At 58.1% G+C, this 13,116-nt stretch carries 9 protein-coding genes and 1 tRNA gene; 8 read left to right on the top strand and 2 right to left on the bottom strand.

What is annotated here, in order from left to right; all coding sequences use genetic code 11:
- Nucleotides 1–58: 58 nt before the first annotated feature.
- From AB7E65_RS08490 to AB7E65_RS08455, 8 genes are all read left to right on the top strand, one after another.
- Nucleotides 59–145: transfer RNA gene (locus tag AB7E65_RS08490), tRNA-Leu, on the top strand.
- A gap of 396 nt (nt 146–541) precedes the next feature.
- Nucleotides 542–1,240, top strand: a complete 699-nt coding sequence (locus AB7E65_RS08485) for a DUF2249 domain-containing protein (RefSeq protein WP_072287271.1) — start codon at nt 542–544, stop codon at nt 1,238–1,240.
- A gap of 21 nt (nt 1,241–1,261) precedes the next feature.
- Nucleotides 1,262–1,564 (top strand): MoaD/ThiS family protein, encoded by a 303-nt coding sequence (locus AB7E65_RS08480; RefSeq protein WP_320361594.1) that lies wholly within the window; start codon nt 1,262–1,264, stop codon nt 1,562–1,564.
- A 657-nt stretch (nt 1,565–2,221) separates the two neighbouring features.
- Nucleotides 2,222–2,713 (top strand): NADH-quinone oxidoreductase subunit NuoE, encoded by a 492-nt coding sequence (gene nuoE / locus AB7E65_RS08475; protein WP_320361596.1) that lies wholly within the window; start codon nt 2,222–2,224, stop codon nt 2,711–2,713.
- A gap of 16 nt (nt 2,714–2,729) precedes the next feature.
- Nucleotides 2,730–4,583 carry an NADH-quinone oxidoreductase subunit NuoF gene (gene nuoF, locus AB7E65_RS08470; RefSeq protein ID WP_320361597.1) on the top strand — a complete coding sequence of 618 codons (1,854 nt, stop codon included), beginning with the start codon at nt 2,730–2,732 and terminating at the stop codon, nt 4,581–4,583.
- 94 nt (nt 4,584–4,677) lie between these two features.
- Entirely contained in the window at nt 4,678–5,595 is a 918-nt protein-coding gene (locus AB7E65_RS08465; protein WP_428745645.1) for a 2Fe-2S iron-sulfur cluster-binding protein, read from the top strand.
- A gap of 343 nt (nt 5,596–5,938) precedes the next feature.
- Nucleotides 5,939–7,195, top strand: coding sequence for an exonuclease SbcCD subunit D C-terminal domain-containing protein (locus AB7E65_RS08460; RefSeq protein WP_320361601.1), 1,257 nt, complete (start codon nt 5,939–5,941; stop codon nt 7,193–7,195).
- Nucleotides 7,196–7,207: 12 nt separating this feature from the next.
- A complete protein-coding gene (locus AB7E65_RS08455) occupies nt 7,208–10,462 on the top strand; it encodes an AAA family ATPase (protein ID WP_428745644.1) in 3,255 nt (1,084 codons plus the stop codon).
- Here the strand turns inward: AB7E65_RS08455 and AB7E65_RS08450 are convergent.
- Together AB7E65_RS08450 and AB7E65_RS08445 are read right to left on the bottom strand one after the other, a co-directional pair.
- Nucleotides 10,446–11,630 carry an MFS transporter gene (locus tag AB7E65_RS08450; RefSeq protein WP_320361605.1) on the bottom strand — a complete coding sequence of 395 codons (1,185 nt, stop codon included), beginning with the start codon at nt 11,628–11,630 and terminating at the stop codon, nt 10,446–10,448. The genes AB7E65_RS08455 and AB7E65_RS08450 overlap by 17 nt on opposite strands.
- 121 nt (nt 11,631–11,751) lie before the next feature.
- Entirely contained in the window at nt 11,752–13,113 is a 1,362-nt protein-coding gene (locus tag AB7E65_RS08445; RefSeq protein WP_428745646.1) for a PFL family protein, read from the bottom strand.
- Between the last annotated feature and the right edge of the window lie 3 nt (nt 13,114–13,116).

Genomic DNA, 13,116 nt, shown 5'->3' with positions numbered 1-13,116 from the left:
GAGCGCCTTTTGAGTTGACGCTGACAGGTGAATCCACTAGTATGGCTGCGTTTTCCATGCCCGGGTGGCGGAACTGGCAGACGCAAGGGACTTAAAATCCCTCGGCCGTATGGCTGTACGGGTTCGACCCCCGTCCCGGGCACCACTAGAAAAAACAAAGGGTTAGCCGTTTCTTGGCTAACCCTTTGTCGTTTCGAAACGTTGAAGTTTCAGGTTGCGTCGTTTTTTTGTCATGCGGTCACAAGCCGGTACAACAAACCCGCGTTGTGGAGTAGTTGTCCGGCCCGGATACTGTCTTCGTTTTGCCGGGGATTTTCCTTCCCACGATTAATTCCGTGTCCTTTTCGTACTGCCGCAAGAGGCGGTTCCCGGATCCTTCCCACCTGTTTTTTATCTTTCCTGACAAAAATTGAGTTCAGTCAATTTCCATGAGCATCGGATTCGATAAGATGGAACCACATGGGCGGATCGTCCTTGGGCAGGAAGGAACGGATGATCCTGAACAGCGTTTTGATTCAGGCCTGATACAAAAGGAGCGCATATGCAAAAGGACTGGGAACAGAGAAAAGAGCAATTTGAGATTGTGGACGTGAGGAAGTTGACCGGAAACTTTTTGCCGGGATTTCTCAAAAGGGCCGGGCAGGTCGAAGTGGGCGACGGGATATGCGTGGTGCAGACTTTCGATCCGGTTCCTTTGTATTCCGCGATGGCATCCCTGGGTTTCGAGCACGTTACCGACAAGGTTTCCAGGGAGGAATATCGGGCCTATTTTTACCGGAAGGAAAACAGGGAAGCGCCTTTTCCTCAAACGGGCGATGTTCCTCTAAAACCGACGGCACTGCTCAATTTTAAAAAAATAGATAACACCCTGGCGGATATCGCGGTCAATTTCTGGACCCTGACCTGGGGCAAGGAGGCCCCGGCCATCGATCTCAAGACGAAATTGCTGCTGTCGCTGGCCAACGGCGTGGGGGCGGGGAGATTCCGTCAGGCGACGCGCGAGCTGATAAAAGTCTATTCGCTTGGTATTACCGTGGCCGAACTGGATGAGCTTTTTTCCCTGCTTGTCTGGAATGGTGGAATCGGCACCTTCGCCTCCGAGATCGGGCCCTCGCCTTTGTTCGGAGCCTACCAGACTATCAAAACGCTGGAAGGCAAGGGCCTGGCGCGGCAAGAGGTGATGATGCGCCTGATGGAAAAATTCGGCGAAAAAAACCCGGAAGTGGACGTGCTCACATAACGAACAGGGAGGTCCCACATCATGAACCCGGATTCAAACACGACCATTCGCATGTTCGGCGTGCTGTATACTTTGCGGCGCCAATCGGGTCTTCCACCGACGGCCAGGGTTTTTATCCCGCCCGAGGGGCGACATTGTCTTGACATCGCCAAAGAAGTCCGGTTGCCGGTCGACAAGATTGAGGGCGTGTTCATCAATCATACCGCCTATCCGCCGGATCGAATCATTATGCCGGGGGATCGGGTTGCCTTCATTCCCACGGGTGTGCCGGGTTCCGACTGGCTGTCCTATTCTTTGCGCAAAAATCAGGAATCCCGACATTGATGCCATTGGAGCGGCGCGGCATGGCGCGGGGTAAATCCCGGCCGTTTCGCGTCGCTCCCGTAATTGTAGGCTGCGGCGGCTACCTGTATAACTGATGGGAATAACCTGCGAGTTGGTTTTTATCCGGCAACGGACCTTTTTCACCGTTGCACTATCCCCACCGTATATGCAGTTAAGCACGTTTAAAACTTCGTGAACAAAAATATGTGAAGAAGTTGTTTGATAATCATACCGTATACTGGTGCCTTGCCGGAACGTACTAATTTTAAACGCCTCCACCTCTTTATTATCCCATGACCCTTGCGGTTACTTCCTTGTTAATATTTCGGACACTCAGCCAAACGCAAAGTAGTTGACGATTTATATGAATTGTGTTAATGATCATGCGCCGTTTTTTGGCGGCACTGAAATTAAGTGTAATTACTTGTTCCCTGATCTCGCAAATTCCTACAAAAATTTAAAAAACCGCGGACTCATCCGGGTTGGCAACAGGGATTGTCGCCATTTTCGGGTTTGTGCGCCTGGGCGCCATGGTGCCCGCTCTTTGCTGTGTCATCGTTATGTCCTGAGAGAAATAATGCCTATCGCCTGAAAGGTTGACGGTACGCTGCGTGCCGTTGGGTTGAAGGAAAATTAAAAACAGGAGAGGAGAAGAACATGGCGGTTTGCAAGTGTACCGGCGAGCATGTTGATTCGCCGCAAGATCTGAAGTTGAAGGAGCTGCTGGATCACTATCGGGATTACGATGGTGCGTTGATTCCGGTGTTGCAGGGTGCGCAGGATATCTACGGGTATCTGCCTGCGGAGGTCCTCGAAACGATCTCGAAAGAGTTGAACATTCCCTTCAGCGAGGTTTTCGGCGTAGTGACCTTTTACGCCCAGTTTCACCTCAAGCCCCGTGGCCGCAACATCATCCGCGTCTGTCTGGGCACCGCCTGCCACGTGCTCGGCGGCGGCAAGATTTTCGACAGGCTGCAGGAAATTCTCGGCGTCGAGAATGGCGGAACCACGGAAGATCTGCGCTACACACTGGAATCCGTGGCCTGCATCGGGGCTTGCGGTCTGGCGCCCTGTATCATGATCAACGATGATACTCATGGTCGTCTGGTACCGGGCGGTCTTGAAGAAATCCTGCAACAGTATCAGTAAGGGGGGATGGCGTACGATGAGTAAATTACAGGAAATGCGCTCCGGCATCGAGGAGCAGTACAAAGCGAAACTGGACCGTCCCCGGATCGTGGTCGGCCTGGGAACTTGCGGCATCGCCGCCGGCGGCAACAAGGTCATGGACGCCATCAAGGGTGAAGTGGCGAACCGCGGCCTGGATGTGGATGTGGATTTCACCAGCTGCATCGGCATGTGCTTTGCCGAGCCGGTGGTGGAGATTTCGCTGCCGGGCGCGGCCAGCGTCATCTATGGCGGCATCTACCCGGAAAATGTAGCGCAGCTGATCGACAGCCATGTCGTCGGCAAAGCTCCGGTGAAGGACCTGGCAGCCATCCAGATCGCCGGGCAGGCGGATCCCTACGAGGGGATTGCCGTGATGGACAAGTCCGATTACTACAAAAAGCAGGTACGTTCCGTCACCTCGCGGCTTGGCCGGACCAATCCCGAAAGCATCGAGGACTATATCGCCACCGGCGGTTATGCAGGGCTTGAAAAAGCTCTGGGCATGGAGCGGCAGGCGATCATCGACGAGATCAAGAAGTCGGGCCTGCGCGGTCGTGGGGGCGGCGGTTTCCCCACCGGCAACAAATGGCAGTTCGTGCATGACGCCGTTGGCGACAAGAAATACATCGTCTGCAACGCCGACGAAGGCGACCCCGGGGCGTTCATGGACCGCAGCGTTCTAGAAGGCGACCCCCATGCCATTCTGGAAGGGATGATGATCGCCGGTTACGCCATCGGCGCCAACGAAGGCGTGATCTACTGCCGCGCCGAATATCCCCTGGCCATCCGGCGGCTCAACCTCGCCATCGAAGTGGCGGAGCAGATGGGACTGCTCGGCCAGAACATCCTGGGCACCGGCTTTAACTTCAAGCTTCGGATCAAGGCCGGCGCCGGCGCCTTCGTCTGCGGCGAAGAAACCGCCCTGCTCAACTCCATCGAAGGTCAGCGCGGCATGCCCCGCGTGCGTCCGCCGTTCCCGGCGCACAAAGGCCTGTGGCAGAAGCCGACCTGCCTGAACAACGTCGAAACCTTCGCCAACGTCCCCTTCATCCTGCGTAACGGCGGCGACTGGTATGCCGCTATGGGTACCGAGAAGAGCAAGGGCAGCAAGGTTTTCTGTCTCACCGGCAAAATCAACCACACCGGCCTGTGCGAAGTGCCCATGGGCATCACCCTGCGCGAGATCGTGGAAGACATCGCCGGCGGCGTGCTGAACGGCAAGAAGTTCAAGGCGGTACAGAGCGGCGGTCCCTCCGGTGGCTGTCTGCCCGCCGAACAGCTCGATCTGCCCATCGACTATGATTCGCTGATCGGCGCTGGTGCCATGATGGGTTCCGGCGGTCTGGTGTTCATGGACGAAAACACCTGCATGGTGGACGTTGCCAAGTTTTTCCTCAGCTTCACCCAGCTTGAATCCTGTGGCAAGTGCACCCCCTGCCGCGAAGGCACCAAGCGGCTGCTGGAAATCCTGGAGCGCATTTGCGAAGGCAACGGGGTTCCCGAAGATATCGACACCCTGGAGCGGCTGGGCAAGGTCATCAAGAGCTCGGCATTGTGCGCCCTGGGCCAGACGGCTCCGAACCCGGTACTGACCACCTTGCGTTACTTCCGTAACGAGTACGAGGCACACATCAATGAGAAACGCTGCCCGGCCGGTGCCTGTCAGGCGCTGCTGACCTACACCATCCTGGAGGACAAGTGTGTGGGTTGCGGTGTGTGCATCAAGGCCTGTCCGGTGGGCGCCATCAGCGGCGAGAAGAAAAAGGCCCACGTCATCGATCCGAAGACCTGCGTCAAGTGCGGTGCCTGCGTGGCCAAGTGCAAGTTCGACGCTATCGTGAAAGCGTAAAAGATCGGCATTCGGCACGTATTGCTGGTAGCGTGCCGATTTTCTCAAACGTGAAGAGAATATCGAATCTTGCGTGGATAGAAGGAGATAACAATTGTCTACTGTTTCTTTAACCATAAATGGCCTTGAGGTCACGGTACCCAAGGGTACCAAGTTGCTGGATGCGGCGGTGGGAGCCGGCTTCTTTATTCCGACCTTGTGTCACGATGAAAACAGCCCCAACTATGGTGGCTGCCGCATTTGCGTGGTCGAAGTCAAGGGCGCCCGCGCCCTGGTCGCTTCGTGTTGCGCCGAGGCCGCCAACGGCATGGTCGTCGAGACCGAGTCGCCGGCTGTCGTCGAAGCCCGGAAGACCATCCTCGAACTGATGCTGGCCAATCACCCCACGGATTGCCTGACCTGCGACAAGGCCGGCAATTGCCGCCTGCAGGACTATGCTTTCCGTTACGATGTGAAGCAGCCCAGCTTTGGCGGTGAGAGGAAAGACCACGAATTCGACGATACCAATCCCTACATCAACCGGGATATGAATAAATGTATCCTGTGCGCCAGATGTGTCCGGACCTGCAAAGCCGTGACAGACCGGGCCGTCATCGATCTGGCCTATCGCGGATTCAAGACCAAGGTTGCGACGGCGCTGGACGCCAAACTCGCCGAATCTACCTGCGTGTCCTGCGGGCGCTGCGTGTCCGTGTGCCCGGTGGGCGCCCTGACCTACCGCTCCTTCTCCGGCAAGGCCCGTATGTGGGAAGTGGAAAAAGAGCAGGTAACCTGTACCTGGTGCGACGCCGGTTGCCAGTTCGACCTGGTGCGCAAGGACGGCAAAGCCATCGGTGTTGCAGCCAAAAACCCCTCCGAGGGTCGCCCCTTGTGCCTTAAGGGCCGCCTCGGTCTGGAGCTGCGCTACAACGATGAGCCGCTCAAGCCGATGCTCAAGAAGGACGATCAGTTTGTCGAGGTCTCCTGGACCGAGGCACTGGGTCTTGAAGAGATTGTTTCCAAACTGAAATAAATGCGTAAAACGGAGCGTTTCCTCCGCGTGGGGAAACGCTCCGCCATCGTCAGCTGCATCTTCAGAGTGGCGTACATGGTGCTTCGCTCCATCTTGTGCTTGATGTCGATGCGACCTGGTCTGACCCGCAACGAAGTGCACCCTGTTGATTGATTCATTTGCAGTTTTTCGGACTGCCCCGCCTCTATCCGCGCAATATCGCCTGGCCAAATATTAAATACCTGTTGTATTCCAACGTCCTGTCGCCGCAAAATATACCGGTTGTCGTGATGTCCGCGTTTGACGAGTTCTGTCCGCGGTCGGCTTTGAATCCCCTTTACACAGACGATTGTCGAGGAACCTCGTGAAACTTCTTCATACATCGGATTGGCACATCGGGCGCACCCTGTACGGCAGAAAGCGTTACGAGGAGTTCGAAGCATTCCTGGACTGGCTGGTCCGGGTGATTCAGCAGCATCGAATCGATGCGCTGCTGGTGGCGGGTGACGTGTTTGATACCAGTGCTCCGAGTAACCGCGCCCAACAGCTGTATTATCGCCTGCTCTGCCGGGTGGCGGCGTCCTGTTGTCGCCATGTGGTGATTGTGGCGGGCAACCACGATTCGCCTTCGTTTCTCTCCGCCCCTAAAGAACTGCTCAAAGCCCTCGATGTGCATGTGGTGGGAAGCCCTGGCGAAGATCCGCAGGACGAGGTGCTTGTGCTTCGCGACAAGCAGGGCAGGCCTGAACTGATCGTCTGCGCCGTGCCTTATCTTCGCGACCGGGATATTCGCGTGGCGCAAGCCGGCGAGAGCATCGAGGACAAGGAGCGCAGTCTGGTCGACGGCATAAGGCGGCACTACGCCGAAGTCGCGGCACGGGCCGAAGGCAGGCGCGCCGAATTATACGCGGAGGTGCCCATCGTCGCCACGGGGCATCTGTTTGCCGCGGGCGCTCAGACCGTTGACGGCGATGGCGTGCGCGAACTCTATGTGGGCTCCCTGGCGCATGTGAATTCCGGCATTTTTCCGGATTGTTTTGATTACCTGGCACTGGGGCACCTGCATGTTCCACAGAAGGTGAGCGGCCTCGAAACCATGCGTTACAGCGGTTCGCCGCTGCCCATGGGATTCGGGGAGGCGCAACAGCAGAAATATGTGGTGCTGGTCGATTTTAAAAGCAGGACGGCCAACCCCGCCGACAAAACTTCCCAACCGGACATCGAACTTTTTCCCGTTCCGGTGTTCCAGAAACTGGAGCGTGTCAGGGGGGACTGGGACGGCATCGCAAGCCGCATTCACGAACTGGCCGCGGAAGGGTCCCCGGTGTGGCTCGAAATCATCTACGATGGCACGGAGGTCATCGGTGATTTGCGCCAGCGTCTGGATGCCGCCATCAGCGGAACCGGAATGGAAATCCTGCGCGTGAAAAACAACCGCATCGTGGATCGGGTGCTGGGGCAGATTCACGAAGAGGAAACCCTCGACGACCTGAACCTTGACGATGTGTTCGAACGCTGCCTCGCCATGCATGACGTGCCTGAAGAGCAACGGCCGGAGCTGTTTCGTGCCTACCAGGAAACGCTCGCGTCTCTCTATCAAGACGATGTGCGGGCGGAATAGAGGGGGCTGCTGATGAGAATATTGCAGATACGTTTCAAAAATCTGAATTCCCTGGCCGGCGAATGGGAGATAGACCTGGCGCATCCGGCTTTCGCTTCTGACGGCATTTTCGCCATCACCGGGCCCACCGGCGCGGGAAAGAGTACCATCCTCGACGCGGTCTGCCTTGCCCTTTACGGGCGGACGCCCCGCCTCAACAAGGTCACCAGGGCTGGCAACGAGATCATGTCCCGTCAGACCGGCGAGTGCTTTGCCGAAGTGACTTTCGAGACGGAGGCAGGGCGATTTCGCTGTCACTGGAGTCAGCACCGGGCGCGCAGGAGGCCGGATGGCGAACTTCAGGCGCCTAAGCATGAAATCGCCGATGCCGATTCCGGTGCGATTTTTGAGTCCAGAATCAGAGGTGTCGCCGAGCAGATCGAGGCGGCCACCGGCATGGATTTTGACCGGTTCACTCGATCCATGCTGCTGGCGCAGGGCGGTTTCGCCGCATTCCTGCAGGCGGCACCGGATGAGCGAGCCCCGATCCTGGAGCAGATAACGGGCACCGAGATTTACAGCCGTATATCCATCCGTGTTCATGAGCGCCAGCGTGAAGAGCGGGTCAAGCTGGATACCCTCCAGGTCGAAACGGCAGGCATTGCCTTGCTGGAGCCGGAGCAGGAAAAACAGATTCTGCAGGAACTGGAAGCCAGACAGAAACAAGAAAGTGACCTTGTTGCCAGCTCCGAGGAGGCTGGCAGGGCCATGGCCTGGCTGCTCGCGGTGGAGGCCATGAAGCAGGAAATCGTCAGCCTGGCAGAGGAAGCGAACAGGCTGCAAAGCGTCATCGATGGGTTCAGGCCGGAGCGAGACAAGCTCGTCACGGCTTTGCGCGCCGCGTCGCTGGATGGTGCACACGCCACCCTCACCGCCATCCGAAAACAACAGGCGGATGACCAGAAAGCGCTGACAGGGGAGCAAGGCAACCTTCCTGCCCTGGAAGACTCTGCCAAAAGACAGGAACAATCGCAGAAGCTGGCCGAGCATCGGACCGCTGAAGTCAAACAGGCGCTGCGAGCCTCTCAGCCCCTTATCCAGAAGGTGCGCTCCCTCGATCAGAAGCTGGCCGATCAGGAAAAAGCTGTTCGGGAAGCAGAAGAGAACTGCCGAAATGCTGCGGCAAAAAGCGAAGCGGATAAACAGGCGAGACTCAGGGAACGGCAAAAACGCTTTGATGCCCAGCATACACTGGAGGGCATTGACGCTTATCTGCGGGAACACGCACCGGATGAATGGCTGGTCAGCGGACTGGCCGGTGTTGAAGAACAGTTGGGTGCCCTGCTGTCCAGGCAGACAGAAATCGCGCAACGGCAGACCGATCAGAAACAGGCGGCGATGGCTCTGGAACGGGCGAGGCGGCTCCTCGACGATCGCCAGAAACAAGGCGCCGCCCGCCGCCGGCAGCTGGACGACGCCTCAAACAGGCTTCAGCAAGCCAGGGATGCGCTGAACCGGCTGCTGGGAGGGCGGCTGTTGCGCGAATACCGGACCGAGAAGGAAACCCTGCTTCGCGAAATGGCCTTTCTGGTGAAAATAGCGGAGCTTGAAGAGCACCGGTCCAAACTGGAAGATGGCAGGCCCTGTCCGCTGTGCGGGGCGACAGAGCACCCCTTCGCTCAAGGCAATGTTCCCGCTGCCGATGAAACCGAACAGAGGATCGAAGCGCTTGCCAGGATGATTCGCCGGGCCGAAGACCAGGAAGCTGCTATCAGAAAATGTGAAGAGGCGGAAGCATCGGCCGGCAAAAATCTGGTGGAAGCAGAAAAACAGGAGGCCGCCGCGGCACATGAAGAGAAGTCTGCCAGCAAAGCGCTGGTGGAGGTCACGAACGGCCTGGAAAAACTTTGTGCAGATTTTACCGAGCGCAGGCAGTCGATAGCAGACAAACTCCAGCTGCTTGGCTTTGCCTTCGATTTTTGCAATCCCGAATCCGCAATCCGGAATCTGCAGGCTCGAGCGCAAACATGGCAGACGCAGGTCAGAAAAAAGGCCGAGATCGAGAAAAGGATTGCGGCTCTTGACAGTGAGATGCAGCGTCTGGATGCGGTCATTGAGACCCATGCCACGGCTCTGGCCGAAAAACGGGAAGGTCTCGAAAGCCTGAAAACCCGGTATGCCGCCGGAAGTGACGAGCGCAGAGCCCTGTATGGCGACAAATGTCCCGAGGATGAGGAACTGCGCCTCAACAAGGCGGTTTTAGCTGCGGAAAGTGCCGAAAAACAGGTCCGGGATCGGTACAATGAACTGCGGCAGCAGTGGAGCACCGCAAAGGCCCATGTTGAATCGCTGCAAATGCGCATCGACCGGAGAACCCCGGAGTTGCGCCATGCGGAAGCCGTTTTTTCATCAGCGCTGGCAGCCGCGGGGTTTCTGGATGAAGAACAGTTTCTCGCGGCCCGGCTGTCCGCCGGGCAGAGGGATGCCTTGTCCGCAAAAGCCAGGCTGCTGGATGACCGCCAGATTGAGCTGCAGGCCAGACAAAAAGATCGGGAAACGCGCCTGGCCGCGGAGATGGCCAGGAAACTTACCGACAAATCCGTGGATCAGCTCGAACGGCAGTGCACAGAGTATCAGAATGCGCTGAAGGAGCTGCGGGGCACCGTCGCCGGCCTCAGCCACAGGCTGAGTGAAAATCGTGCCGCCAGAGAGCGCATAAAGGCCAGACAGGCGGCTATCGAGGCTCAGCAGGCAGAGTGCCGCCGATGGGATAACCTGCACCAGTTGATCGGTTCAGCAGACGGCCGGAAGTACCGCAATTTTGCCCAGGGGCTGACCTTTGAAATGATGATCGGTCACGCCAACCGGCAACTGCAAAAAATGAGCGACCGTTACCTGCTGGTGCGGGATGAGGGCCGTCCGCTGGAACTCAATGTGATCGATAACTATCAGGCAGGCGAAGTCCGCTCCACCAAAAACCTGTCCGGTGGCGAGAGTTTTCTGGTCAGCCTGGCGCTGGCGCTGGGGCTGTCGCAGATGGCGAGCCGGAATGTCCGGGTCGATTCCCTGTTTCTGGACGAAGGCTTCGGCACGCTGGATGAAGAGGCTCTGGACACCGCACTCGAGACCCTGACCGGTTTGCAGCAGGATGGCAAGCTGATCGGCCTGATCTCCCATGTCGCGGCGCTCAAGGAGCGGATCAGCGCCCGCATCGAGGTTATCCCCCGGGCGGGCGGACGAAGCCGTGTAGCCGGACCGGGGTGCCGGGAGGTCAGATACTCTGGATGATTTTGACCGGCCGGAGGCCCAGATCGATCCAACGTGAAGAGATCATCAGAATAAGCAGCATCAGAAAAGCCGCGCCGTAAAACACCATGGGCATGCCGACATGGTCCATGATCCATCCGTTGGCCCAGGTGCCGGCGGCGCCGCCGACGAAGAGATTGAAGGATACCAGGGACATGACCGTGCCCCGCATGGACGGCATGAGGTTCTGGGCGGTGGTGACCAGGGTGGAATGCACCGATATGAAGGCAAAACCAAATCCGAACAGGGCCAGGCCAATGAGTATCGGAGAATGCAGAGCGGGCAGGGTGGCCAGGCACAAGCTGCCGAGCAGGGCCGAATAAGGTACGAAGCGGTTGTTGAAATGCCGTCTCAGGGGGGTTACGCTGCGGGCTCCGATGACGGTTGCAATACCGAACAGCGACAGGATCATGCCCACCCCGAGAATGCCATAGCCGGTATTGCCCTGGACAAATTTCCCCGAGTAGGTGAAGGTGCCGAAGACGCTGAAGCCAGTCAGAAAGATGGTTGAAACCACCTTGATCAGCTCTTTGTTCTGCGCGGTCTTTCGGTAGATCTTGCGGAAGTTCAGATGTTCGATAACGCCCGGCTGTTTCTCGATGCTCTTGAGCATGATGAAGGCGATGACCAGTTCAAAAAAGCCATACAGAAAGTAGACGGTTCGCCAGGAGCCGAAGTGGGCGATGAGACCGCCGATGGCCGTGGCCGACGCACCGCCCAGAAACATCATGCCGAAGAATTTGCCGATGGAGCGCTGCCGGTGGGCGTCCGTCGAACTTTCGCCGATATGGGCGACGCAGACGGGAAAAATCCCCGACCCGAAGGCGCCGTTGAAGGCGCGCAACACGATCAGGCTGGTGAGGTTGTAGGAAAAGGCGCTCAGGATGCTGAAAATGGCGGTGCCGAAGGCAGCGATGTTGATGATCCGGGTCTTGCCGTAGCGGTCCGCCAGGGGGCCGACGAAGATGGTGAAAAACCCGAAACAGATCATGTAGGAGGTGACGGAAAAGGCGGTCTCGGAAATGCTCAGATTCAGCTCTTTCGACATATCGAGAATCAGGGGAGCCACCGCGTAGTTATCCCCATTGGCTAAAAAGGCCATGATCCCCAGTACCAGAATAATCCAGGCTTGTTTTTCCTCGTCACGCATGCTGCCCTCCGTTTCTGTTTGCCTATCCCCGCCTCAATAAAAATTGTGCCATGTCATATGGATAGAGTTGGTATCCATCCGGAAATTCCGGATGGATACCGCGTAGTTTTCATCCGAAAACTTAGTTGGTAAGGGACTGGATCGGTGCCGGAATCCTGCCGCCGCGGGCGATGAAGATCTCGGAACTGAACCTGTGCACCGGCATGACCGGGGCGCTGCCCAGCAGGCCGCCGAATTCGACGGTGTCGCCGACCCGGGTGCCCGGCGCGGCGATGATGCGCACCGCGGTGGTCTTTTTGTTGATCATGCCGATGGCCATTTCATCGGCGATGATGGCCGAAATGGTGGAGGCCGGCGTGTCACCGGGCACCGCGATCATGTCCAGGCCGACGGAGCAGACGCAGGTCATGGCTTCAAGCTTGTCGAGGCTCAGGGAGCCGCGACGCACCGCGCGGATCATGCCTTCGTCCTCACTGACCGGGATGAAGGCGCCGCTGAGGCCGCCGACAGAGGACGATGCCATGGACCCGCCTTTTTTGACCGCGTCGTTGAGCAGCGCCAGAGCCGCGGTGGTGCCATGGGTGCCGCAGCTTTCCAGCCCCATGGCTTCGAGGATGGCGGCGACGCTGTCCCCCACCGCCGGCGTCGGTGCCAGGGACAGGTCCAGCACGCCGAACTCGGCGCCGATGCGGCGCGCCACTTCCTTGCCGACCATCTCGCCCATGCGGGTGATCTTGAAGGCGGTTTTCTTGATGCATTCCGCAATGTCGCCCAGCGAAGGGTTCTGCAGGGCCCGCACCGCCGCGTTGACCACTCCCGGCCCGCTGACGCCGACATTGATCACGCAGTCCGGTTCGCCCACGCCGTGAAAGGCGCCGGCCATGAAGGGATTGTCCTCCGGTGCGTTGGCGAACACCACCAGCTTGGCGCAGCCCAGTCCGCCGGCATCGCCGGTAAGTTCGGCGGTCTGTTTGATGATGCGCCCCATTTTCGCCACCGCGTCCATGTTGATGCCGGCCTTGGTGGATGCCACGTTGATCGAGGAGCAGACTTTTCGGGTCGATGCCAGCGCCTGGGGGATGGAGTCGATAAGACGACGATCGCCGGGGGTCATGCCTTTTTGCACCAGGGCGCTGAAACCGCCGACAAAATCGACGCCGATCTCCTCGGCCGCGCGGTCCAGGGTTTGAGCCACGGAACTCAGATCCTCGCATTGGCAGGCTTCGGCGACGATGGCGATGGGGGTGACGGAAATCCGCTTGTTGATGATGGGGATGCCGTACAGATTCTGAACGTCCTGGGTGGTACGCACCAGTTTTTCGGCACACCGCATGATCCGGTCGTAGATCTGTTGATTGAAGGTGGCGATGTCGGGATGGCAGCAGCCGCGCAGGTTGATGCCCATGGTGACGGTGCGGATGTCGAGGTGCTCGTGGGTCACCATGTTGATGGTTTCGAGAATTTCTTGCGGATGGATGAGCATCGG

The organism is Syntrophotalea sp., assembly GCF_050253115.1.
Taxonomy (GTDB): domain Bacteria; phylum Desulfobacterota; class Desulfuromonadia; order Desulfuromonadales; family Syntrophotaleaceae; genus Syntrophotalea; species Syntrophotalea acetylenica.
This window is presented reverse-complemented; position numbering and strand designations above follow the sequence as displayed.